This is a genomic window from Blastocatellia bacterium (assembly GCA_016713405.1).
In the GTDB taxonomy this organism is placed as follows: Bacteria; Acidobacteriota; Blastocatellia; order Chloracidobacteriales; family JADJPF01; genus JADJPF01.
In genome coordinates, this window is sequence record JADJPF010000006.1 from 212,125 (window position 1) to 238,673 (window position 26,549).

The window sequence follows — 26,549 nt, forward strand, 5'->3', positions numbered from 1 at the left end:
ATTCTTCTTAATTTATCTTTTCTTGTTGTTTAATTTTTATATGTTCTATATTACTTACTAGCACTAGAGCTTCTTTAACAATTTCAAACTCATTTCTTAAGATATCTAGAATTTTAGTATTTTGACTAGCAAGATTATTAGTTGCACTCCCATTACCTAGTTCTAATTCAGCACACAGTTTCATCATTTTTCTTGCTCCAAAACTGCCGCTAATAGACTTAAGAGTATGAGCAATTATTTTTAATTTTTTTTCATCGCCTATTTTAATTGCTTCTGACATATCAGCAAATTTTTCTGGAGTTTCGGCTAAAAACCTTAAAATTAACTCATCAATAAAACTAGGATTTTCTGGGTCGTCTAACTCTAAAAGCTTATCTAATGCCTTTGGATCTAATGAATTATCTAGCTCATTTGTTTCTTTAAGGCTTGTGCTTAAAGAAACAATAGTAGGGCATTTCTCTAGTGCAATTTGCAATTCTTTTATGTCAACAGGTTTTGAAATATAGTCATCCATGCCAACAGACAAGCATTTTTCTTTATCTCCCCTAATAGCATTAGCTGTCATTGCAATAATTCTAGGACGCTCATTTTTTGAGAGGTTTTGACAAATTAGTTTTGTAGCTTCAAGTCCATCCATCTCAGGCATTTGAACATCCATCAAAATTACATCATATTTTTGGTGCATTAACGCATCTAAAACCTCTAAACCATTAGCTACTACATTAGCTTTATAACCTAAGCGTTTAAGCATTTGTAGAGCAACTTTTTGATTTATTGTATTGTCTTCTGCAAGTAATATTCGTAAAGAGTTTTTTGTAGATTGAGAAAGCTCTAAGTTTGTTTTTATAGGTTGATTAACTGTTAATTCAATAGGAGTCTGCTCTTGGACATTATATTTAGCAGAAATAGTAAATTGAAAGTTTGCTCCATGCTCAAGTTCACTTTCTACCCAAATTGTTCCACCCAAAAGTTCTGTTAATTGCTTGCTGATAGCTAATCCTAAGCCTGTGCCACCATACTTGCGAGTGATTGAGTTATCTGCCTGGTTAAAAGAGCGAAACAAGGCTTTTTGCTGTTCTTTAGAAATACCTATACCAGTGTCTTTTACAGAAAAATATAATGTGCAAAGATCGGATTCTTTTTCTTTAACCTCTACTTTAACTGACACTAAACCTTTGTCTGTAAATTTTATTGCATTACCAATTAAATTAACTAAAATCTGTCTAACTCTAGTAGCATCACTAATTATTATTTTTGGTACTAAATCATCAATTAAGTATTCTAGTTTTAAGCCTTTTTTAGTTGCTTTATTAACCAACAAATCTACAGACTGTTCAACACATGTTTGCAAATCAAAAGGTTGTAGCTCTAAACTTAATTTACCAGATTCAATCTTAGAAAAATCTAAAATATCATTAATAATAGTTAAAAGTGTATCTCCACTATTATGAATAGTTTCTAAAAAGTCCCTTTGTTCATCTGTTAGTTTAGTTTCTAATAATAAATTTGTTAGACCAATAATAGCATTCATAGGAGTGCGAATTTCATGGCTCATATTTGCTAAAAACTCTGTTTTTGCTACCACGGCTGCTTCAGCCATTTCTTTAGCTTCTTTTAAGGCTTGTTCAATCTTTATACGCTCACTAATATCTCGCATAATAGTAGCAAAATACTCTATTTCCCCACTTTCAGATTTATGAGCTAGAATAAGTTGTGAAACTTCAAATATTCCACCAAGACGATTTTTTACTTTTGTCTCTCCTAACCAAAAACCTTTTTCTAATGCTACTGGTAAAGCATCTGTAAGAATAAAACTTATAGTTTCTTCAGGGTGAACATCCTTAATATGAAAAGCCTCATCATTTTCTATTTGAGGAATACCTAAAAAATTACGGCCTGCTTTATTTACATAACTAACTTGACCATTACCAGAAGCAATTCCAACAAAATCCGTAGTGGCTTCCAAAATATCTATTAATCTGGTCTTGGTTGCAGCTAGTTTTTTCTGCTCTGTAATGTCTGTTATAGTAGAAATAACACCTGTAATTTTATCTTTATCAAGTATTTGAGCAGCAGAAATAGATAACTCTATGTTATTACCAGACTTGTTAAAACATTGTTCTTCTATTTCTAAACTTTCCTTGTTACTGCTAATTAAAACCTCATAAATTTTTTGAAATTTATCTAACTTAGTCCAAGCAAAAAAAGTCTCTTTTGTTTGGTTTAGAGTTTCCTCTTGTGTCCAACCAAATATTTTTTCTGCTTCAGGGTTCCAAATTATGATTTTTCCTTCTAAATCAAAACCAATAATTGCAACAGGTGAAGATTCAATAAGTGTTAGTAATGTCTTATTTGCTCTATCTTTTGCTTTTTCAAGTTGTTGCCTATGTTCTATTTCTATAAGAAGTTTTTCATTAACTCTATTTGTCAGTCTAGACTGTTGCTTTGAAATTTCCATTAAGTAAGTAATTAGAGTTAATAAACAAGCTAGAAAAAGTCCTATAATTAAAGTTACTCTAGGTAGTAGGGATTGACATTTATTAATAAAACTAATAGATGGAATAAGCTCAATATTCCAATTAATCCCATTATATTTTACGGTTGCTTTAGTTTTTAAATGCTCTTTATATGTCTCACTAGTATCTTTACTAGTATAAAGAATTTTATCGGACTCAAAAATATTTATAGCAAAGTCTTTTTTCTTTAAGTTCCTCAATAGGTGGTTAAATAAACTATTTATATCAAATATACCTACTATAAAACCATTAAAAGTATTTTTTGAATATATAGGTAGATAAACATATAAGTCTTTATCAGTATTAGCAACTGTAGGAGCAAAAATTGTTTGATATTCATTTTTAGCTTTTTCTATAGTTAACCAATGATTTTTATCTTGTTTTAAGTCAAGGTTTTGTACTGATTGGTTTGCTGGCACAATATCTTGTATATAAAGCGATGTGTCGACCCATTCAATGGCTTGAAACCCTTTATAATATTTAACATAAAGCTCTGCATCTTTTTCCCAATGTTCCTTTGGCATATCTGGAAAAACTTCACGTCGCTTTGCCATCATAGTTAAAGCTTCAAGACGTTCTTGCATTTGAGCCGTAAGTAAAATTTTTATGCTCTCACCCCTATTTCTTATTAGATCTTTCATATGAGAATATTCTTGTGTCACCAAAGCTTGCCAAAGAAATAAAACTATCCAACCAGTAAAACTAATAGAAATAAGAGAACTTGCATAAGATAAATTATTACTTGAAAGCTTTATATTATATAAAACTAATATAAGTAAGCTGCTAGAAAGAAGAAAAAAATAAATAGATGTATGAATAGCCATTGCTGTAAACCCAGCTATTTCATAAGTTGGTAGCTCTATTAAATATCCTAAAATTACTACTATACTAATAGATAGTATACTACTACTTAGTATTACTGCTATACTATTAGCATATCTAGTTTTTGTAAGCTTATTTCTTAATAAAATTCCCAGTGCTATATTACTTAAAATAAAACAAACTGAAGTAATTGGAGACATGCGGCCAGGATTAGGAGTTTTGACAGTTATATAAGCTTCCATAAATAACTGATCTATTCCAAAGTTAATGCCCAAAATATCTTGCAATAAAGTCAATAAAGTAATAATTAAACCTACAGTAATATTAATTATAGCAATTTTTGTCCAACCATGTATTAAAGCAAATAAAGTAATACTACTAATAATAAAAACTAGTGCTGTGTTATATTGCATTGGAACAAAACTAGGAAAAACCTGTGCTAGACTAAAGCTTTGTGTATGCCAGCTAAACAATATTAAAAAAGCAAACAAAAATAATAATCCAGCTAAAACAGTTATAGCTGTATCAATCTTATAACTTAATAAATTATCACTAGAAGTATTTTTGTTAGTATTTATCATTTAATTATATTTGGCATTTAGTACAATGTAAACTAACTAATGTTATATTCTTAGTGCTTAACCCCCAATGGGGTAACGTAGTCTTTTAATGTTAAGAAGAAACTATGTCGTAATTTTAAACTAGAATTAATATTATACTTAGGACTTACGCCCTAGCCTATATATCTATTGCCCCATTGGGGGCTTAAGATTCAAGGTTTCACTATTTTATTTAAGTTACGATGTAATTAATTAGTATATTCAAATTATGTAGTTTTTTGATTTTATATTAATCTGTTTAGAAAAAACAGCATTTTATTGTTAGGTTATAATAAGTAACAGACATTTAATCACAAGTCAAAATACCAATAACTTATTTATTTTCATAAGATTAATACACTTAAAGTTAGACTTTGAAGAATTTTTATTTTAATTTTTTAATTTATAAATTTAGATTTTAAATTATTGAGTAAATTATTGAGTGAAAATCCCTTGATCCTCAGTTAAGCATCGAGTATAAATCTAACACCTTTATTTTCAGGTCTTTTGCTTTATTTAAAGACAAGTTAGAAACCTTAATATACAGAAATTTATGTTACTTCAAGCTAATCAAAAACTCGGCCCATACACTTTAATACATCAAATAGGCCAAGGGGCTTTTAGTGTGGTTTGGTTAGCAGAACGTCGAGGTGCATTAGCAACTACAGAAGTAGCATTAAAACTTATTCCAATTACCGAACAGTTTGACCTAAAAGACATTGAAGTAGAAGCAAAAATTTGGGTGCAAGCTGGTAAACACCCGAACGTGTTATCACTAATTGAAGCTGACATTTATGATAATCAAATTGTAATTGTTAGTGAATATGCTCCTGACGGCTCTTTGCATGAGTGGTTAGCCAAAAATAGAGAAAGACAGCTACAACCTATAATAAATATGGTTTGTGGCATATTATCAGGACTAGCACATTTACATAATAAAAAAATTATTCACCGAGACTTAAAACCTGCAAATATTTTGCTTCATGGTGAAATCCCCCGCTTAGCTGATTTTGGTATAGCAAGACTTATTAAACCAACTAATCAAACAAATTCTATTGCTGGAACTCCAATTTATATGGCACCTGAAGCGTTTGAAGGCAAATTTATGCCTCAAACTGATATTTGGTCAGTAGGTGTAATTTTTTACCAATTATTAACTAATTTATTTCCCTTCCCTAATAATGACACTCCAATGCTGCTAAAAGCTATTTTTTATCAGCCACCTAATCCACTGCCTCAATTTATTCCAAGTGTCATTCAAGAAATAGTTTTTCGTGCTTTAGAAAAAGACTTTACAAAACGTTATCAAACCGCTAATGAAATGCTGCTAGATTTACAAAAAGCTTCACAAACGCTAAAACAACCTATAAATCCGTCTATAACTACTCGAACTTCTTATAATGCTGAAATTAGCCGAAGTAATCCAAGTTGTTTTATTTTTTTAGTTGATCGTTCTGGTTCAATGGCTAATTCCATTGCAGGTCAAGGTGCAAAAAGAAAAGCTGATGCTGTGGCTGATTGCTTAAATCGGTTGCTACAAAATTTAGTAATTAAATGTTCTAAGTCTGAAGGAATTAAAGATTATTACTATGTTGGAGTAATTGGTTATGGGTCTAACATTGGGTTAGCTTTAGGTGGAGCATTAGCAAGAAAAAATCTTGTTCCTATTAGCGAGATTGCTTTTTCTCCTATTCGCATAGAAGATCGTATTAAAAAAGTTGATGATGGAATGGGTGGAATAATAGAACAACAGGTAAAATTTCCTATCTGGGTTGAGCCTTTTGCTGATGGTGGAACACCAATGGCAGAAGTTTTTAGAGCCACTTATAATGTTTTAGTTGATTGGATTGCTCATCATCCTAACAGTTTTCCACCTGTTGTAATTAATATTACAGATGGAGACTCTAATAGCGATCCAACAAATGAAGCAAAAGCTATAATGAATTTGGCTACAAGTGATGGAAATGTGTTACTTTTTAATTGTCATATTTCTGATAAACAAGTAGCACCAATTTTATTTCCAGAAAGTGAAGCTAATTTAGTTGAGCCATTTGCCAAAAAACTTTTTTGGCTTTCTAGTCTGTTGCCAGCTAAAATAAGAGAATGCTTATAGAGAAGGTTATCCGGTGACAGAAAAATCTCGTGGCTTTGCTTTTAATGCTGATATGGTAGAGTTAATAAGTTTTCTTGATATTGGAACTAGACCTGGTAATCTGCGATAAGTTATTTTAATTTAGGAGTCTACCTGTGACACTTCTAGCTAATAAAACTGAAATAGTAATAAAAAATATTTTTCAACTTTCAAAATCTGGTAACAGCGAAAGTGAATATGAAGATGCCTGTGATTACTCAATAGAAGAAAGACGCTTTGCTATTTCTGATGGGGCAACAGAATCTTCTTTTGCAAATCTTTGGGCTAAAAGCCTAGTGACTGGACTTGTAGCAACGGCCCCTTTTCAATTTTTAGAAACAGAAGCCGATTTACTAGAATGGTTAGAACCGCTTCAAAATACTTGGAGAAAAATGATTGATTGGCAAAACCTTCCATGGTTTGCTGCTGACAAAGCCGAAGCAGGAGCATTTGCTACTCTTTTAGGTGTACAATTTCTTGATCCAGAACTAGTTTCCTTATTGCCAGAAACCAAACCTGTAGATGAAGAAATGCGTTGGCAAGCCGTTGCTATAGGAGATAGTTGCCTGTTTCAAGTTCGCCAAAATCAATTAGCTTCTTCTTTTCCATTAAATAGCTCAAAACAATTTAGTAATAGTCCAATATTACTAGCTAGCAGTGTTAGCAAAAACCAACAAGTTTGGCGTAACTTTCATCATTGTAAAGAAGTTTGTTATGAAAATGACCTTTTCTTTTTGATGACTGATGCTTTAGCTCAATGGTTTTTAACTGAATATGAGCAAGGAAGAAAACCCTGGGTAACGCTTTATCATCTACGAGATGAAGAGGATTTCCAACATTTTATTACTAGACTAAGAAATTCCGGTCAATTACGTAATGATGATGTCACATTATTAACTATTCAACTTGGTAATGGAGATTTAGGTTTAGTAGAAACTATCAATGAAGAACTTGTTGCTGAAACTAAAGAACATACTCCTACATCTACCTTTGTTGTTAAAGACAGCAAAGACACCAAAGACTTTGATACAGCAAAAACAACCCAACTTGATTCAAAACCTACAGATGTTAAAACTCCTCAATTTCGTTCATTAGATCAACCATCTGTGCTAAAACAAATTGGTAAATCAATAATTGGGTTATTGGGTAAAAAAGAAGAGGAAGATAAATAATTTATCTTCTACATTGTTTATTACTAAGCATTAATCGCTAATTAAAAGGGAGGAAAAAATGTATTGGCCTAGCCCTTCTGACTATCAAGACGCAATCCAAAACCCTAATGCTTGTTTTCAATCACCAGAACTACGTGCAGGGCAAGTTGCACTTACCCCTATGGGACTACCTAAAGTTGTCTCTGGTAATTTTGCTAGTGTATATGAAATTACTAGTAATGGACAGCGTTGGGCAGTACGATGTTTTTTACGTCAAGTCTCAGACCAACAACGTCGCTACAACCTACTTAGTCAACATTTAGCAGGCTTTCGTATTCCTAGTTTGGTAGATTTTCAGTATTTACCACAGGGAATTTTGGTAAGGGGCCAATGGTATCCAGTAGTAAAAATGGCATGGGCAGATGGCAAAACTCTTAATAATTTTATTACTGAATCTCTATCAAATCCTCAAGTATTGTTGGAATTAGCAGCTAAATGGCGTGGTTTAATCAATAGTTTAGGAGGAAACCGACTAGCACATGGCGACTTACAACATGGAAATATTATTGTTAGCCCACAAGGTAATTTATCTTTAGTAGACTATGATGGAATGTTTACACCATCTCTTAGAGGTGAAAGAAGCCCTGAACTTGGTCATGAAAATTTTCAACACCCTGAACGAAATGTTAATGATTATGAAGAAAATTTAGATAGTTTTTCTGCTTTAGTTATTTACTTGAGTTTAAGAGCTTTAGCTTATCAACCTGCTCTTTGGCAACAATTTCATAATGGGGAAAATTTAATTTTTACCCGCAAAGATTTTCAAAATCCCCAGCAATCACCGCTTTTTCAACAACTTAAAACTAGTTCTGATGAATCCGTGCGTAGACTTGCTAATAGTCTAGAGTCTTGCTGTTTTACTAATGTAGCTGTTTTACCAGAATTTGAGACTTTAATTGCTAGTTTGCCTTTAACCAATACGGTTCCAGCTATGGGTGCAGCTAGTAGTTCTAACTCAGCTTTTCCACAAGCACCAAGCAGCAATTTGGGGCAATTTGGCTCACCTCTACCAAGTTGGACAACTCCTTCAGGGCATTCTGGACAAGTACCAGCAACTAATCAACAGTTTAATAATGTTGCTAATGGTCAGATGGCTGCCATAGCTTCAGCAATGCCTCCTATAGCACCTGCGCCTCCTATAGTAAAAACTAAAGCTCCTGTTTGGTTAATTTTAGTAGCTATTTTTGCTGGTTTTATTGCTTTTAGCACAACAGCTTTTTCTCTCTATCTTTCCTATCAACATAATCAAGAAATGAGTTATATGGAGACAGACCTGTCTTCATTAAGACAACAACTTACTGAAGAAAAAGAGAAAAATACAAAACTTGTTGAAGAAATGGCTGTAATGGAAAAAGCTTTACAGTCAAAAAAACCATATGTTGATACAAAAAGTACTTTAGGTGATATCTTTGATAAAGCTCTTACACTTAATAGAATTGACAAGCTTGATGCTAAGGTTGATTCCTTAAAGTTTTATGAAGGTGGTTATAATGGAACTGCCCGAGCAGACAGAGTTTATCTAACTAGTTTTTCTCGCAATAGTCGTTTTGTTTTTTGGGAGCTAAATCTTACTCATCCAACACGTGCAGCTAGAGAAGATTTTACTATTGATGTTACCTGGTATAAAGATGGAGCATTTTGGGCAGATGGCCCTTCTAAAACTTATGTTGAGCCAAATTGGGCAACTAGTTTTCATAATAATGGCAAAGGCTGGTCAGAACCCGGTAAGTGGGAAACAGGAGATTATCGAGTAGATTTATTTGTTGATGGAAAAAAAATTGCTACTGGGAATTTTTCTATAGTTGATTAACTTGTAAATTTTATAGCAAGGAAAATGGATGTCTTATATAACAAGAGATAAAAAAGACAAAAAAGAAAAATATGTTTGGGTGGGTATAGAAATTTTACGCATTGCTGATGTAGTTACTTTAAGAGGTTCTATTAGAGAAACAGATCTTTCAGCAATATTAGAAGGTGAATTTAAGAAGCCATTTCTTGAAATAAAACACTTACATTGGACAACCACTGTTTGGGATGAAATTACAGGACAAAACAAAATTGATTTTGTTGCTCACGGTCGAGATGGTGAATGGAAATGGCACACAGGAACATTTTTCTTAAAACAAGAAAAAATTTTAGCTATTGGGCTAATCGAAGATTGTTCCAAATACCTTTCTTTGGATGAAGATTTAGATGATAATAACTGGACTCAATAAAATTTAAGAGGTTTTGATGCCTAAAAGCTTCTAATAAAAAGATTTATCTTTGAGGTTATTTATGTCTGACAATGGAGTTAAAAAATTTATTACCTGGGATCCTAATCGTTCCTTAGGTCTAAATTAGGTAGTTTTTCAACCTAACCAAACACAAGACATAGAAGGTATTATTCCTTCAGGACAAGAACTTGGAGAATATTCAACTTATGTAGCAGCTAAAACAGCACATCCTGATGCACGAATCACTAATGATGCTACTGAAGCAATCAAATATGGCAATATTTAGGGCTACTTAGGTAAATTTAAAGAGGAAGTTAATAATGGAAGAACAAGGATTAAGTAAACTTTCTCCTACAAATCAATTAGATAGTATTCATCATGTAGCAATTCCTGTTCTGGATATAAACATTTCCGTAAAATGGTATAAAGAGAATTTCAATTGTCAAATAATTTATCAAGACGAAACTTGGGCATTTATTGAGTTTGCTAATATAAAATTAGCCTTGGTTACTCCTAATCAACATCCTCCACACATAGCTTTTGTAAGTCAGACAGCAGAAAAATTTGGAACACTTGTAGAACACAGAGATAAAAGTCGCTCAACTTACATTAAAGATCCTTCTGGCAATACAGTAGAAGTAATGGCTGAAGGATAAAAAGGAGTAATTTGTAGTGGTCAAAGGCTGGTTAAAGTTTTTTATATGGATTTTTAAGAAAAATTTTAAGTTTTGGATATTTTGTCTATATTTATTTTTTTCAATAAGTTGTACAGACAACATATCTGCTACCTTACCCCCCTCACCTATAACATCTCCTAGCTTAATAAATGCTAATGCTGTACCTCAACATCTTAAAAACATTTTTCTTGCTCGTTGTGCATCCTGTCATGGTGAAAAAGGTGATGGTGGAGAGGCTGGAACAATTTATCAAGCTCGTAGTCGTAGCCCTAAAAATTGGACAGCCTTTTTGAAAAATCCAAAATCTATAAATAAAAATAGTAAAAAACTTCCTGTAGAAGGTTTAACAGAAGCTGAATATGCTGCTTTTGGAGAATGGCTAGCTAGAATTACTAAAGAAAATCGTTATGATACTGTAGGTAAATAATTTATGACAAAAATAATTTGTTACTGTCTAAGTCTTTTATTGTGTGTTTGCTTATTTGTTAATGTTAGTTTGGCACAAAATAAACCTCTGCCTAGTAAACCAACAATAGAAAATCCTTCTGCTGCTGCATCTTTAAGCACTACTTTTGATCCGCCAAAAGCTTTTAATCATATTCGTAGCCAAGTAAATTTTGGCCCTCATTGGGCTGGCTCTCCTGCAATTAAAGAAGTTCGTAACTATTTAACCCAAGAATTAGCTAGTTATGGTTTAACAGTTCATCAAGATGCTTTTATGGCACAAACCCCTAACCCTAAATTTCCTACAGTAGAAATGGTTAATTTAATTGCAGAAATACCTGGCAAGAAAAAAGATATTGTTATATTAGCTAGTCACTATGATACTAAGTGGTTTCCTGAGGAAGATTTTCTTGGTGCAAATGATGGTGGTTCTAGTACAGGAGTTTTACTTGAACTAGCTCGTGTATTAGCTAAATCTAATCCAGAGTATACATTATGGCTAGTATTCTTTGATGGTGAAGAAGCAATGAATATAGAATGGCAAGGTACAGACCATACTTATGGCTCAACTCATTTACTAAATAAATTGCGTATAGAAAAAAAGCTAAGTAATATTAGAGCTATGGTCTTACTGGATATGATTGGAGATAAAGAACTTAATATTTGTCGTGATGAATCTTCTACAGGCTGGTTAAAAAATATTATTTACTCTACAGCAGAAGAACTTGGTTATCAGAAGTCTTTTCCAAATGAAACTTGTGATATAGAAGATGACCACACACCCTTTTTGCGTGCTGGTGTTGCGGCTGTAGATATTATCGATTTTGACTATGGCCCGGATAATGATTTTTGGCATACTAAAGAAGATTCTTTAGACAAAATAAGCCTAGAAAGTCTTAAGACTGTCGGGGATACTGTATTAAACAGTCTTCCTAAAATATTTAACTATTTAAATAAAACTACTAAGTAATTTAATATAAACACTTTGGAGGGTATTTAGTGAAACAGATAGCAATTATTCCTGGTGACGGTATTGGGGTTGATGTAACACGTGAAGCAGTAAAAGTGCTAGAACAAGCCCAAAAAGTTTATGATTTTAAGCTAAAAATGAATCATTTTGATTGGAGCGCAGATAAATACTTAAGCGAAGGTATAAGCCTCCCTGAAGGCGCGATGGATATGTTTCGCAATGAGTATGATGCTATTTATGTTGGTGCATTTGGTGATCCTCGTGTGCCAGATATGAAACATGCAGCAGATATTCTATTAGGGCTACGTTTTGGGCTAGATTTATATATTAATTTACGCCCTGTTAAACTACTTCATGACAGTTTGACACCATTAAAATCACGTACACAAAAAGATATTAATTTTATTGTTTTTCGAGAAAATACCGAAGGAATGTACGTTAATATTGGTGGTAATTTTAAGAAAGGGACTCCAGACGAAATTGCTATTCAAGAGGATATGAACACACGTAAAGGTGTTGAGCGAATAATTGTTGCAGCTTTTGAATATGCTAAAGAACATGGTCGCAAACGTTTAACAATGGCTGATAAATCTAATGTTTTGCGCTATGGTCATGACCTTTGGCAAAGAGCTTTTTACAGAAATCGCTACTCGCTATCCAGATATTGAAAGCAATACACAATTTGTTGATGCAGTTACTATGTGGATGGTACTTAAGCCAGATCAATATGAAGTGATTGTCACCAATAATATGTTTGGTGATATTATTACTGATTTAGGTGCAGCACTCCAAGGAGGTTTGGGAATGGCGGCTTCAGGTAATATTCACCCAGGAAAAGTTTCTCTTTTTGAACCTGTGCATGGTAGCGCGCCTAAATATGCTGGAAAAAACGTTACAAATCCTATAGGTGCAATTTTAACCGCTGCAATGATGTTAGAGTATGTAGGTCATAACCAGGCAGCTAATGGTATTGAACAAGCTGTTATTAAAGCCTTAGCAGCAGGAAAAATGACTCGTGATTTAGGTGGAAGTCTTAGCACTACAGAAACCGGAGATGTTATTGCTTCTTTATTGGGATAGTCAAATAGCATCATTAGTTATTATTATTTTTTAAGCCATATATTATGTTTTAATATTAGCCCAGTCATTTATGGCTGGGCTAAATGGCTTAACTAATGGGTTCTAATTTAGATTTATGTTTTATATTTTATTTATTGCTTTAGCATTAGCATTATTTTTTGTTTTCCGAGGCACTACACAAAAATATCATTCTTGGGAAGTTATTAAAGAACGATGGTTTCAAGTAGGGCTAGATAATTCTTTACTTTTTAGTAGCGGCACACCCCAACAAGGTAAAGAGCTAATACGTCTTGATGGTAGTTATAATGGTTATTTGATTGCGCTAAGTTTACTTAAAGACCAAAAAAGTAATGTTTTAGTAGAAGTTTCTTACCCTGAAGAAATGAGCAATCGTCTAAAGCTTTATCCTACAACTACTTTTAGTTCTATTAATAAAATATTAACTAGTACTTCTACAGAACAAGAAACTTTAGAACCAATTACTCAAGAAATAAATAGTCGAACATTAAACAAACGTCTTCATCCACAAGTAGTAGAACAACTATCTATTTTAAGACAAGAATATTCTCGTTTAGGGAAATCTTTTGAGCTAACGCCAGAAAAACTACTTTATCGTCAATCTGGTTTACTTCATGACCCTGTGCTACTTTTCCCTATTGTAGATGAAATGGTAATAACAGTTAACTTACTTAGTGAACATTTGGAATATTTGCTTGTACAATAAAACTAAATTAACTACCAAAATAAAAAGGAGATACAAAAGTATCTCCTTTTTTAATTTCACTAATAAAAATTCTTAACTATTTACTAGAAGTTATAACGGGCAACGATTTGGACAATTCTAGAAGTAGCAGCAGTGGTAGAAATACCAAATTGGGCTACACCTAAAATAGTTCCAGGATTGCCTAAGTTAACCCGGTTAAAAAGGTTAAAGAAATCTGCACGAATTAAGAATTTATTTCTTTCTTTAACACTAAAGGCTTTGGTGACAGAAAAATCAAATTGGTTAAAGCCTGGGCCAACAAATGAACCGCGTGGAACATCGCCAGGATTACCATCTAGCAATGACAAGGAAGCAGGCAAGAACAAGGTAGAATCTGGGCCTGTTTGTAGTCGTGGGTTAATACCAGGAGCAGGTGCTTGGCCAGGTTGACCATTAGCAAATCTAGCACGTGCGCTTAAACCAGTTCCTTGAGTATCTAAACCATTATAGAAAATACCAAAGGCATTACCTGTTTGAGCTTGGAAAATACCAGATACTGAAACACCACTAACAAATTGGTTTAATACTTTATTAGAAGACTTAAATGGGAAGTCATAAATAAAGTTCATAACAAATCGGCTACGAACGTCATTACCTGATTCACCGCGTTCTGCTGCTTGACCACCAGCAAAACCAGAAGAGTCACGAGGTAAGGAACGGTTGCCATCACTAGGAACTAATGGATCTGTAGCATTATCAATAGCATGGCTATAAGTATAAGCACCTTGGAATTGACCTGTACCAAATCTACCATCGGTTAAAGTCTTAGTTACTCTAACAGTTAAAGCGTGATATGTAGAAAAAGCATCTGCTAAGTTTACAAAAGCAATGTTAAAGGCTGTATTTAATGAGCCTCTTAAGAAGTTTTGACGTAAACTTTGGCTAATAGGATTATTACTTCCTGTAAGGGCATTAACGCGTCTTACACTAGTTCTATTTCCATCTACAACATTTAAGAGGTTAGTAGCTTTAGCACCAACATAATCAACTTCAACAATTAAATTACGGAAAAGTTCTTGTTGAATACCAAAATTAAAGTTTTGTGAGTAAAGATTTTTAAAATCATCTCTAAAGCTATTATTTGGTCTGCCATCTTTTCCTTTAGTTGGGAAAATTACAGGAACAAGTTCATCACCATTCATTACAATAGGAGTAGAAACAATACTTGGTACACGGGGAACATTTTCAATTAAAGCTTCATTAAAGTCTCTTGTTGCAGGGAAGTCAATAAAGGCAATTTCAAATGGTGGATTACCACGAGCATTAGTAAAGAGATTACCAAATACGCGGTCATAGAAAATACCATAGCCACCACGAATAGAGGTTTTACCCTTCTTAAATGGATCCCAAGCAAAACCAACACGTGGGCCAAAGTTATTATAGTCATTGCTATAAAGAGGGATACTTGGATTTGGGGAATTTTTACCTACAGCACTAAACAAGAAACCACCTTTAGGTTGAACTCCGCTAGGGTCTTGACCAAGTAAACTGGTTAAAAGTCCATTGACTTCATAAGGTACGCCTTTATATTCATAGCGAACACCATAATTCAAGGTAAAGTTTGATAATATTCTCCAAGTATCTTGTACATAGAAATCAATTTCACGGACACGGAAACCACGGAAATTATTATCTGTACGTGCGCCGCTTAAATCAAAAAATTGTGTTTGTTGTTGGAAAGCAACTAAACCATAGAGTGTAGAAGCAAAATTGTTAAATGTACCACCATTACCAGCAGCCGGAATTGGAGTACCGTTAGCATCTGCAATAATTGGGAAGCCAAAAGTAGTTGGAAGTGCAAAACTAACAAATTCTGAACGACCAAAGTTTGTATCACTATTAGAGTAGACAAAACGGCTTTCAATACCAAACTTAAAGGCATGTTTTCCACGATTATAGGAAACGTTATCAGCAATAGTAGTTGTACCTGTAAAACGAGTTTGTGTATCAAACCCACCTAAGCCTGTAATACCACCAAAGCCTAAGTTTAATACTTGACCATTACGAGTACCAAAAGGTTGGAAATTAGTTGGTGCGCCAACAGCTTGGAAAGCAGCACGAACCATATCATCTAACTTAACAGAGTTACCACCACTACCAGGGCCGCTAAATGGAGCATTAACACGGTTGCCACCAAACTTAAATTCATTGATTAAATTTGGGGTAATAACAGAGGTAAAAGCAATAGCAGCAAGTTGAGTACGTTGTAATGTATTACCTTCATCTTCTGTTCCGGGGAAGGTTGGGCCACCTAATGGGCCATCAAAGCGAGTAAATCCATAACGTACAGAAATACGATTTCTATCAGAAAGTTGATAGTCAACACGGGTTGTAACGTCTTGTTGTCGTTGTTCTGCTGTGAAGTTAAAACTAAACGCATCAAGTGTTCCTGGGAATGGGGATCTTAATGGGTCATTACCTAAAGGATAAATTTGATTAAATATTTGTTGAACAACTGGGCTAAAGGTAAAGCCATTAGGATTATTTACACCATTAGGACGAATATCTAAACGACCAAAAGGAGTATTTTCTAAAATACCCATTCTAGCAGTTGCTGAAGGAACAACGCGGACTTGACGAGAACCTATATCAAAGATATCTGCTTCAGAGTTAACAAAGAAGAAAAGTTTATTTTTAATAATTGGGCCGCCAAAAGTACCACCAAATTGATAACGGCTTAATTCGCGCTTTTCTTCCATATCAAAGAAGTTACGTGCGGCTAAAGAATCGTCTCGGTTATAAAGGTATGCTCCTCCATGATACTCATTTGTACCACTACGGGTAGCAACATTGATGATAGCACCTGTATTACGACCAAATTCAGCATTATAGTTATTAGTAATAACACGAAATTCTTGTGTAGCGTCAATGCTAGGTGTAGTAACACCGCCTGGGATACCTGGGACTTCTGTATCATTGTTATCAACACCATCTACTTGGAAGTTGTTATTACGTTCTCGTGAACCATTAACAGAAAAACCACCTAATCCAGAGTTAGCTGGTAGTACGCCTGGGGCAAGTAAAATCAAAGCATTAGGGTCACGTGATAATAATGGTAATTGTAAAATTTTCTTATTATCAATTAGAGTGGATAACTGTTGGTCAGTAGTGTTGATTTGTGTGACAGCATCACCAGCATTAACATCTATTACAATGTTATCTGTGCCTGGTTGTACATTGATATTTGCACTAGTCACAAATGATACAGATACTTGAATATTAGCTGCCGTAGCATTACTAAATCCAGCAGCAGTTACTGTAACATTATAAATGCCTGGGTCAAGGCTAGGTACATTATAAGTACCATCTTCACTAGTAGTAACAGTGCGTTTTATACCTGTTTTAGTATTTTCAACTTCAACTGTTGCACCTGCAACAACCGCTCCTGTCGGGTCTTGAACTACCCCTGCAACACCTCCCGTAGAAGATTGAGCATAAGACAAGCTAGTCATACCCATTAATAGCATTAGTGCAGTTTTACCTGTTAATTTTGATAGCTTTTTAAACATCTCTCCTCCTATAAATTTATCTACTTATAACTTTAGGAATAATTTTTAACTTACTTATTTGTATAACTGTTGCTCTTTATTAAGTCGCCGTGTGACGGCAAAACCTGTTTAAAATTTATTAGAAATTATGATTGATTAATTTTAGTAAGTTTATGAGTTTATCTTACGCAACTAGAATGCCAACCACAATTATTTTTACTAATAGGTATTATTTTATTGTTAATAAATAAGTTAGTTTAACATTACTTACTACTATTAAATTTAGTTCAATGCTTTTCCAAACAAAAAAATGGATTTAAACAATTGAAAAAATGGATTTAAAGGTTTTTAGTAAGGTAAAAAGGCGCATATAGTTTGTTTAATTATTATGCGCCTTATCTAGTGCGTAAAATTATAAGTTAGTTGGCACTATTGAGCAAGCGCAACTACTTTTTCTGCGGCATCTTTCATACCTGTAGCAGTAGTAAAGTTAAGGCCTGAGTTTGCAAGCAGTTCACGTGCTGCTTCAACATTTGTTCCTTCAAGACGAACTACTATTGGAATTTTAATTCCAATGTTTTTAGCTGCTTCAATCACACCAGCAGCAACCATATCACAACGAACAATTCCACCAAAAATATTGATTAATACTGCTTTAACTTTTTCATCTGCAAGTAAAATACGAAAAGCATTTTCTACCCTAGCTTGAGATGCTCCACCGCCTACATCTAAAAAGTTAGCAGGTTCACCGCCTGCAAGCTTGATAATATCCATAGTAGCCATTGCTAGCCCTGCACCATTAACCATACAACCTATTGTGCCATCAAGCTTTATATAGTTTAGGTCAAACTTTGAGGCTTCTATCTCTAATGGTTCTTCTTCGTTAAGATCCCGTAATTCATTAAAAGTTTTATGACGAAATAGCGCGTTATCATCAAAGTTTACTTTTGCATCCAAGGCATAAAGCTCGCTATCTTCAGTTAGCAAAAATGGGTTTATTTCTAATAATGAAGCGTCCATATCAATAAAAGCTTGATAAAGTGCAAGAAAAAACTTAGTAGCATTAGAAATTAATTCTGCTGGAAGTCCTAAACCAAAAGCTAATTTACGCCCTTGAAAGGCTTGCATCCCTACTAATGGGTCAATATATTCCTTTAAGATTGCTTCTGGATTATGTGCTGCAACTTCTTCTATATCCATACCCCCAGCGGCAGAAGCCATAAAAACTACTCTAGAGCTAACACGGTCAACTAATAAGCTTAAGTAAAACTCCTTTTTAATCTTTAAGCCTTCCTCAATCAAAAGTGTTTGTACTTCTCGACCTTCTGGGCCAGTCTGATGTGTAATTAACTGCATACCTAATATTTGACTAGCTAAAGTTTCTACTTGTTCCAAACTATGGCCTAACTTTACACCTCCGCCTTTACCACGTCCGCCAGCGTGAATTTGGGCTTTTACTACGGCTGGAACACCTAATTTTTCAGCAGCAGCGCGAGCATCTGAGGCAGTACGTACCATTTCTCCACGAGGTATTTTTACACCATATTTGGCTAACAATGCTTTTGCTTGGTATTCATGAATCTTCATTAATCAAAAACCCCTTATAAAATTTTAGAAAAAGAATATTTTATTTATTTAAGTTTGACTTCTATTTGGTAGGTGACAACAAGTTTATGTCCAAAAGGCAAAAGTAAGTCAAGCAAGCGGAAATGTCAAGCCTTAAAACTCAATAGCATTTGACAAGTGTTAGTGGATCTTTTTATCTTGCCAAGATACAATGTGCCTACCTATTGGGTTAATATTGCTTAATAATCTATTAAATTTTAAGCATTTTAATGGCTGACAATTTTTTGTAATTTGCTAGACTAATCAAAATATAAATTAATAATTTTATAGGTATTATACTAAACTAAAACTATTTAACTATCCTACATAAGGAGTTTTTGCATGGATGCGACTGAGCGCAAAGAGATAGTAGAGCGTTTTCGTTCTGCCCCAGGAAAATTAGAACGCAGTATTGATGGTTTGGGAGAGTATCAATTAGAGTTTCGTCCTGCGCCAGGAAAATGGAATATCCGAGAAATAGCTATTCATCTTTGTGATAGTGAAATAGTTGCGGCTCATCGCATTCGTAGGGTTTTAGCAGAAAACGATGCTAGGCTAACTAGCTATGACCAAGACCTTTGGGCTAGTAATCTTAAATATGGTAAACGTAATCTAAATAATGGTGTAGAACTATTTAGACTACTACGTAAATCTACCTCAGAATTATTTGAAGACCTAACAGAAGCCGACTGGGAGCGAACAGGTATACATGATGAACATGGCAAAATGACATTACTTGACCTAGTACGTCTTTATGCTGAACATTGTGAAAATCATGTTGCGCAAATTCGCCAAATTCGTCTTGAACTAAGCAAGCAGTAAACTTTAAGGCTATTGATTTATAATAATTTACAAATTGTAGAAATTTAAGTCTATTAGCTACCATCCTATTTTATCATTAATTATTATTACATTATTATTAATATTGATTTCTTAAAATTTATTAACAAGGAAATAAGATGAGTACATTAAAAGGTAAAACATTATTTATTACAGGTGCTAGTCGTGGTATCGGGCTAGCAATAGCACTTAGAGCCGCACAAGATGGGGCAAACATAGTTATTGCTGCAAAAAGTGCAGAAGAACATCCAAAACTACCAGGAACAATTTATAGTGCAGCAAAAGAAATTGAAGCAGCAGGAGGCCAAGCACTTCCCTGTTTGGTTGATATTCGTTTTGAAGATCAAATCCAAGCAGCAGTAGAAAAAGCTTTAGCTCAATTTGGTAGTATTGATATTTTAGTAAATAATGCGAGTGCAATTAGTTTAACTGGTACTTTAGAAACACCTATGAAAAGATTTGACCTAATGCACCAAATCAATGCAAGAGGAACTTTTGCTTGTTCACAAGCTTGTTTACCACATTTATTAAAAGCTGAAAAGCCCCATATCCTTAATATTTCTCCGCCACTTAGCATGGAAGCACGCTGGTTTGCTGGACATGTTGCCTATACAATGGCTAAATTTGGGATGAGTATGTGTGTACTAGGAATGGCTGCTGAGTTTAAAGATCAAGGTGTTGGAATAAATGCACTTTGGCCTAAAACAATTATTGCTACTGCTGCTGTACTAAATTTATTAGGTGGTAGCGAAGTAGCTAGACAGTCTCGAAAGGCTGATATTATGGCAGATGCCGCCCATCATATTCTTACTCGTCCAAGCCGTGAATGCACTGGAAATTTCTTTATTGATGAAGAAGTTTTAACTAGTGCAGGTGTTAGAGATTTTGAAAAATATGCTACAACTCCAGGTGTAGAACCATTGCCAGACTTTTTTGTCTAAATCCAAAATTTTTCTATTTCTAAAAAGGTGTAATTTGTAATGAGAAAGACGGTTTTATTTTTAATTGTAGTTATTCTTGCATTTAGTGTGATTAGATGTAGTAATAACCCTACTCCAAACAATACTTCTTCTGAGCCAACTATTTCTGCTGAGAATGAAAAAGCTTGTAAAGAAGTTATAAATGCTTATGTGCTTGAGTTCCTGCGCCGCAACCCAACAGTTAATACTTACTTAGGCGGTGGTGGACTTGATGCAAGCTTAAAAGAAGTAGATGGAAAACTGCGTGATCACTCAATCGCTGCACTAGAAGCAGAAGATAAATGGTTAAAAGAAACTTTAGAAAAGCTTGAAAAAATTGATGAAAAAACCATTTCTCCTGCTTTAGCAATTGACCGAAATGTAGCTTTAGCACAGACTCGTTTTCTTTTACATCAGCATCAAGAACGCCGTTATCAAGAACGGGCTTTAGACACATATATTGATGAACCTTTTCGCGCTGTTGATTGGCAACTTCAAGGCATGACTCAAACAGGAGAAAAAAGCTATGGAACAGCCGAAGAATGGAAACTCTTAATAAATCGACTTGGAGAAGTTCCAAAATACTTAAAAGTTGCTCAAGAACAATTAGAAGCAGGTGTTAAGGCTAATAACACGCCCGATTATCGTATGCTACGGCGTAATGGAGTTGATACATCAGAATCAAATGCAAAATATTTTGAAGCAGAAATACCTAAAATTGCATCTGAAAGAATTTCTGGGCCAGAGCGAGACGAGTTATTAAAAAAACTTACTGAATCAGCTAAATCCGCAGCAACCGCCTATCGAGAGCTAAAAGATTATGTAGCAAAAACCTTTTTTGATGACTTAAATGCTAAAAATGAGGCAGGTCTAAAAGCTCAATTTCGTGGTGATCGCTTTATGATGGGTGAAAAAGAATATAATTGGGCCATAAAAAATAACTTAAAAATTGACAAATCTGCGGCTGAACTTTATGAAGAAGCCTGGCCCATTGTCCAAGCTACTCGTGATGAAATGATTAAGTTAGCTCGTGAAATAGGTCAACAAAAAAATCTAAAACTTCCCGAAGATGGCCCCGCGGCAGTAAATGCAGTAATTGAAGAGCTTTCAAAAGATTATCCAAAAAGCGATGCAGAAATGGTTAATTGGTACAAAGAAGCAGCCTTTCGCTTAGTTGATTATTCACGTAAAACAGGCATTTTTGATGTACCAAACGACTATAAATTAGAAGTTGTGGAAACTCCTCCCCACTACAATCTTCAATTGATGGTGCGGCTTATTATCCTGCACCGCCTTTTAAGAATAGTGGTGTTGGTCGTTTTTATGTCTCTACAACTAATAATGATGTGGCAAAACTAAAGGCTAATAACCGTGCTTCTATTGCGGATCTCTCAGCACATGAAGGTTTTCCAGGTCATGACTGGAATTATAAAGTTATGACCCAATATAGAGATCGCATTTCTCCAGTTCGTTGGCTAACTGCTGGTGCTGTAGAAGATTCCTCTTCAATGTGGCAAGATTCAATGGCTTCTGAAGGTTGGGGTCTTTATTCTGAAGCTCTTATGGCAGAACCTCAAGCAGACTCACCTAATGGATTTTACACGCTTGAAGAAAAACTTTACCAGTTACAAGGCAAGCTATATCGGGATCTAAGAGTACGTATTGATACTGGTATCCATATAGGAAAAATGAAGTATGATGAGGCAGTAGATTTATTTTCAGAAATAGTTGATTTTCAACCTGGATCATGTCAATCAGCCGAAGCATTAAAAAATGATGCTAAACGTGCTAGTTGTGATTCTTCAGAAAAAGCAATATTTCGCTATTCTAAATGGCCGACTCAAGCTATTACTTACCGGATAGGAAAAGATCAAATTTTCGCGCTACGTGCTGAGGCTAATAAACTTTTAGGTGATAAATTTTCTCCTAAAGCTTTTCATATTCTTTTTATGCAGTATGGAACAATTCCTCCACCTTATTTTCGTGCTGAACTGCTAAAAGAGCTAAAAGAAAAAACCAAATAAGCCTTCCAAAAATTAAAATTGTCCTACCAAGAAAACCTTTTTTTTGGTAGGACAATCCAAGCAAAAAAACTTAAAATAAACTTCTAAGCTAACTAATTAAAAATTAGGTTAAAAATGGCTAAAAATATCCCACAAGATGCTAATTATCAAAATAAAGTTAAAGAAAGTTTTGAAAAACAAACTTTAATGACAACTCTTAAAGCTAGCTTAAAAGAAGTTAGTCCAGGCAAAGTAATAATAGAAATTCCTTATAGCAAAGAATTTACGCAACAAAATGGATTTATTCATGCTGGAGTAATAACTAGTATAGTAGATACAGCTTGTGGTTATGCAGCTTTTAGCCTTTTTCCACCTGATTTTGATGTGTTAACTATAGAGTTTAAGATAAATTTTCTTTCACCTGCAATAGGAACAAAATTTCAAGCACATGGTAGAGTAAATAAAAGCGGTAGAACAATTTCTGTTACTAACGGTGAAGTTTATGCAATTACAGATAAAGAAGAAAAGCTTATTGCAACAATGATGGCAACAATGATGGCAATATCACCAAATCATCAACAAAAGAATTAAAATTTATGAAAAAATTAATGTTGTTGTTTTTATCAATTTTTTCTCTATCCTATAGTGTAAGTGGTAGCTCATTTTTTTATCCTAAATCTAGTTTTCTACCCCATCAACACCCAAAAACAACTGTAGGTAAAATTCTTACATCAATAGAACAGCAAACTTTACAAACAGTTTACTATGATCCATCTTATGTAAAATTACCTTACCCAAATGGAGATGTACCTTTAGAACGTGGAGTTTGTGCAGATGTAATAATTAGAGCGTTTCGCGCTGCCTCAATAGACCTACAACAAGAACTTCACCATGATATGAAAACTAACTTTAAGCTCTATCCTAAAATTTGGGGCTTAAAAAAACCTGATCCTAATATTGATCACCGTCGAGTAGCTAATTTGATGACGTATTTTCAACGTAAAGGCTACGCATTGGCTATTAGCCAAAATCCCAAAGATTACCTACCTGGAGATGTTGTTGCTTGGCGACTTGATAATGGACTTTTACATATTGGCATAGTTAGTGATTTACTTGATTTGTCAGGAAAATCTTACCAAGTTATTCATAACATTGGTGCAGGGACAAAAGCCGAGCCTAGGCTTTTTGAATGGAAGATCATAGGTCATTATCGTTGTTTTAATGTTACTTGAAAATAACTAAGTATTTCTCTATAGCAGAGATCTGTTTACAGACTTAACAACTGAGTGACATAATTGTTTACCCTAAATAAATAAGATAAATAATAATAACAAAATAATAATATTTAACAAGTAGATTATACTAATAATACATTCTACACAAAATAGATGCTTAGGTAAAAACTGTAATGGGAAATGATCGTCAAAAAGCGGAAGAAACATTAGTAATAATAGATGCTTCTCTTACCCAGGCATCATCACCTGAAGAATTTTTATTAGAAACAGAAAACTCTGATTCATCCACATCCAATGCCACCACCCAATTTAATAAAGAATCTTGGGAACCAATAATAGGTACTGAATTTGATGGTAAATATAAAATAGAAGAAAAAATTGGTGAAGGCGGTATGGGATTAGTATATCGCGCTAATCATATATTTATAGATCGCCCTGTAGCTATTAAATTTTTACGTCAAGAATACTTAACTGATACTGCGGCAATAGAAAGGTTTAAGCTAGAGGCCCGTGCCGCAGCACGTATTCAACACCCTAATGTTACGACTATTTTAGATTTTGGTATTAGTGGCGGAACGTTTTATCTAGTAATGGAATACCTAGAAGGATTCTCCTTAAGAAAACAACTAAAAACAAATGGTGCATTAAGCCTTAAAGATACAATTAGAATTATGCTTCAAGTATGTGATGCTTTGGATGCAGCACATAAATCCAACATAATTCATAAAGACCTAAAACCTGACAATATTTATATACATATAAAAGATGGTATAGAACAAGTAAAAGTATTAGATTTTGGTATTGCAGAAATTGTTGGAAGAGTGGTTAATGAAGCAGATCAAACTTTTTTAGCAGGTACACCTCATTATATGTCACCTGAACAATATCAAAATGATCCTGTTAGTCCAGCAACTGATATTTATAGTTTAGGAGTAATTCTTTTTGAAATGCTAACAGGCCAATTACCATTTGATGAATTTTCTCCTGTATCATTAGCACTTAGGCATTTAAGTAGCCCTCCTCCTAAATTAACAAGCATAGACTCTAGCATCCCAATAGAATTTGAAGAAATCGTTAATAAAGCTCTTGCTAAACAACCAGAAAGACGCTATCAAACAGCCCTTGAGTTAGCAGAAGATTTGCAAAAGAGCGAAAAAATTACTACTCAATTTAGTGTAGCCCAAATAGTAACAAGTGAATCTAGTGCTATTTGTTCTAATCCTAAGTGTGGTCAATCTGGCTTAGTTGGAAATCGCCGCTGTCCAACCTGTCAAGCATTAGCTGTTGGTTCATTACTTCGTCACCGTTATTTAATTGATAAAATGGTTGGCAAAGGTGGTTTTGGCACTACTTATCTAGTAAAAGACTTAGATTGTTTTGAAGAACAAAGAATATTAAAAGAACTAACCTTAAGCCTAAAAGATGAAGATCCAATGGATCTTAAAGATATGGCTGAAAGACTATTTCGACGTGAAGCACAAGTTTTATTAAACTTATATCATAGTGGTATCCCCCGCCTTTACGCCTATTTTGCTGAAGAAAATTTTTCTTATTTAGTACAGGATTTTATTCCTGGCCAAACTCTTTCTGAAGAGTTTAAGAAACGTAAAAGCCCTCTTTCTGAAGAAGAGGTAATGCCAATATTAGCTTCTTTAGCAGATATACTAGACTATTTACATAGTCATACACCTCCGGTAATTCACCGAGATATTAAGCCTCATAATTTGATGCGTCATCAAGATGGGCGAATAATGCTTATAGACTTTGGAGCAGTTTGTCAGGCAGCAGCAAGCCCAAATGCTAATCATACTGTTATAGGCTCATTAGGTTATGCACCTCCAGAACAATTTCTAGGTCAAACAACTATACAAAGTGATCTTTATGCTGTTGGGGCATCAGTAATATATCTATTAACAGGTGTTCCACCTAGATTGCTACTATCTAATTCTAATACAGATAAACTAGATAAAGAATTGATGGGCAAAATCTCCCCTCAACTTTTAGCATTATTAAAAGAATTAGTCACCACTCAAGTAGAAGCTAGATTACCTAACACTTTAACCTTAAAAAAGAGGCTAGCATCACTTAACAATACTAATACTGATGTTAGCATTAATAATAAAAATCAAGTTGAAACAGTATTAGTTAATATAAATGACAGCAAAGCTCAAAGTGTTATAAACAACACTCTTCAATCTCCTGCACCTCAAAGGCCATCTTTATCAGGAGCATTTGCTAAAATAACTAGTGGTCTTCCTAGTACACCTAGCTCTAATAATCCATCTTATCCATCTAGTAATACACCTTCTGCTAAAACAGTTTCTTCAAACTCAACAACTTTTCCTAGTTCCTTATCTTCTCCTAGTTCAGCCCCAACTATCAAAATTACAGAGGAGCAATCTGTTGCTAGACCCAATATAAATTCTACAACTAAACCAACTCCATCATCTACACCCTCATTATTTCAAGCTCTTACACCTAAGCCATTACCAGCAATTGTCCCTCAACAACCAAGCTCAAGTTTTCAACAAGTATCTAAACCATTATCAAGCTCACAATCTCTATCAAGTCCAAGTGTTCCACAACAAGCAAAAGTTGAGCCTGCTAATACGCCAGTTATTGATTTTCAGGCAGCAGCGCAACTTTGCTATGAAGTAGAGAGTATGTTAAGAACTATTGATTATGGAACACATTTTGCGGTACTTGGCATTAGCTCTGATGCTACATCAGAACAAGTAATTGCAGCTTATAGAGAGCTAGCTAATAAATTTAACCCTAGTAAATACTTACATTTATCTAGCTACAATCCTAGTTTACAGACTGACTTAAAAAAGATTTTTTCCCGCTTAAAAGAAGCTTTTGAAACTTTGATTGATCCAAATAAACGTAGTCAATATAACCGTATTTTCCGTACTGGTACTTTTGAAAAGCTAAAATAATTTGCAAATCTCTATTATTAAAATAAAAATCTTTGTCTCTTTGCTAAATAG

17 protein-coding genes and 3 pseudogenes are annotated in these 26,549 nt (G+C 34.2%); 17 read left to right on the top strand and 3 right to left on the bottom strand.

All coding sequences use genetic code 11. The features are described from left to right. Positions 1–7: 7 nt before the first annotated feature. On the bottom strand, positions 8–3,919 hold the full coding sequence (locus tag IPK14_09855; protein MBK7993707.1) for a PAS domain S-box protein: 3,912 nt from the start codon (positions 3,917–3,919) through the stop codon (positions 8–10). Positions 3,920–4,490: 571 nt separating this feature from the next. On the opposite strand from IPK14_09855, the pseudogene IPK14_09860 reads away from it, so the two are divergent. The 10 genes and pseudogenes from IPK14_09860 (at position 4,491) to IPK14_09905 (ending at position 13,390) form a co-directional block, all read left to right on the top strand. After that, positions 4,491–5,246 (top strand): annotated as a pseudogene (locus IPK14_09860) (serine/threonine protein kinase). Positions 5,247–5,315: 69 nt separating this feature from the next. Continuing rightward, positions 5,316–6,159 (top strand): annotated as a pseudogene (locus IPK14_09865) (VWA domain-containing protein). Between the two features lie 25 nt (positions 6,160–6,184). Next, positions 6,185–7,240 (top strand): hypothetical protein, encoded by a 1,056-nt coding sequence (locus IPK14_09870; GenBank protein ID MBK7993708.1) that lies wholly within the window; start codon positions 6,185–6,187, stop codon positions 7,238–7,240. A 58-nt stretch (positions 7,241–7,298) separates the two neighbouring features. Next, complete coding sequence (locus tag IPK14_09875) at positions 7,299–9,089, top strand: hypothetical protein (protein ID MBK7993709.1); 1,791 nt, start codon at positions 7,299–7,301, stop codon at positions 9,087–9,089. A gap of 28 nt (positions 9,090–9,117) precedes the next feature. After that, on the top strand, positions 9,118–9,495 hold the full coding sequence (locus tag IPK14_09880; protein MBK7993710.1) for a hypothetical protein: 378 nt from the start codon (positions 9,118–9,120) through the stop codon (positions 9,493–9,495). Positions 9,496–9,815: 320 nt separating this feature from the next. After that, on the top strand, positions 9,816–10,151 hold the full coding sequence (locus IPK14_09885) for a VOC family protein (protein ID MBK7993711.1): 336 nt from the start codon (positions 9,816–9,818) through the stop codon (positions 10,149–10,151). A 16-nt stretch (positions 10,152–10,167) separates the two neighbouring features. Then, on the top strand, positions 10,168–10,599 hold the full coding sequence (locus IPK14_09890) for a hypothetical protein (protein MBK7993712.1): 432 nt from the start codon (positions 10,168–10,170) through the stop codon (positions 10,597–10,599). 3 nt (positions 10,600–10,602) lie between these two features. Continuing rightward, the gene (locus IPK14_09895) at positions 10,603–11,586 is read left to right on the top strand and encodes a M28 family peptidase (GenBank protein MBK7993713.1); all 984 of its coding nucleotides are present in this window, start codon (positions 10,603–10,605) and stop codon (positions 11,584–11,586) included. Between the two features lie 29 nt (positions 11,587–11,615). Further along, positions 11,616–12,666 (top strand): annotated as a pseudogene (locus IPK14_09900) (3-isopropylmalate dehydrogenase). A gap of 115 nt (positions 12,667–12,781) precedes the next feature. Next, the gene (locus IPK14_09905) at positions 12,782–13,390 is read left to right on the top strand and encodes a hypothetical protein (protein MBK7993714.1); all 609 of its coding nucleotides are present in this window, start codon (positions 12,782–12,784) and stop codon (positions 13,388–13,390) included. A gap of 83 nt (positions 13,391–13,473) precedes the next feature. Here IPK14_09905 and IPK14_09910 read toward each other — a convergent pair whose 3' ends face one another. Next, positions 13,474–16,938 (bottom strand): TonB-dependent receptor, encoded by a 3,465-nt coding sequence (locus IPK14_09910; GenBank protein ID MBK7993715.1) that lies wholly within the window; start codon positions 16,936–16,938, stop codon positions 13,474–13,476. A 408-nt stretch (positions 16,939–17,346) separates the two neighbouring features. Further along, positions 17,347–18,504, bottom strand: coding sequence for an ADP-forming succinate--CoA ligase subunit beta (gene sucC / locus IPK14_09915; GenBank protein MBK7993716.1), 1,158 nt, complete (start codon positions 18,502–18,504; stop codon positions 17,347–17,349). A gap of 360 nt (positions 18,505–18,864) precedes the next feature. On the opposite strand from sucC, the gene IPK14_09920 reads away from it, so the two are divergent. From IPK14_09920 to IPK14_09950, 7 genes are all read left to right on the top strand, one after another. Then, a complete protein-coding gene (locus IPK14_09920; protein MBK7993717.1) occupies positions 18,865–19,344 on the top strand; it encodes a DinB family protein in 480 nt (159 codons plus the stop codon). A 137-nt stretch (positions 19,345–19,481) separates the two neighbouring features. Then, positions 19,482–20,303 (top strand): NAD(P)-dependent oxidoreductase, encoded by an 822-nt coding sequence (locus IPK14_09925; GenBank protein MBK7993718.1) that lies wholly within the window; start codon positions 19,482–19,484, stop codon positions 20,301–20,303. 39 nt (positions 20,304–20,342) lie between these two features. Then, positions 20,343–21,680, top strand: coding sequence for a DUF885 family protein (locus tag IPK14_09930; protein MBK7993719.1), 1,338 nt, complete (start codon positions 20,343–20,345; stop codon positions 21,678–21,680). Then, positions 21,668–22,345, top strand: a complete 678-nt coding sequence (locus IPK14_09935; protein MBK7993720.1) for a DUF885 family protein — start codon at positions 21,668–21,670, stop codon at positions 22,343–22,345. Before IPK14_09930 ends, IPK14_09935 begins: the two co-directional genes overlap by 13 nt. Positions 22,346–22,459: 114 nt before the next feature. Continuing rightward, complete coding sequence (locus IPK14_09940; protein MBK7993721.1) at positions 22,460–22,915, top strand: PaaI family thioesterase; 456 nt, start codon at positions 22,460–22,462, stop codon at positions 22,913–22,915. A 5-nt stretch (positions 22,916–22,920) separates the two neighbouring features. Then, entirely contained in the window at positions 22,921–23,556 is a 636-nt protein-coding gene (locus IPK14_09945) for a DUF1287 domain-containing protein (protein MBK7993722.1), read from the top strand. A gap of 176 nt (positions 23,557–23,732) precedes the next feature. Continuing rightward, positions 23,733–26,498, top strand: a complete 2,766-nt coding sequence (locus IPK14_09950; GenBank protein MBK7993723.1) for a protein kinase — start codon at positions 23,733–23,735, stop codon at positions 26,496–26,498. Positions 26,499–26,549: the final 51 nt, after the last annotated feature.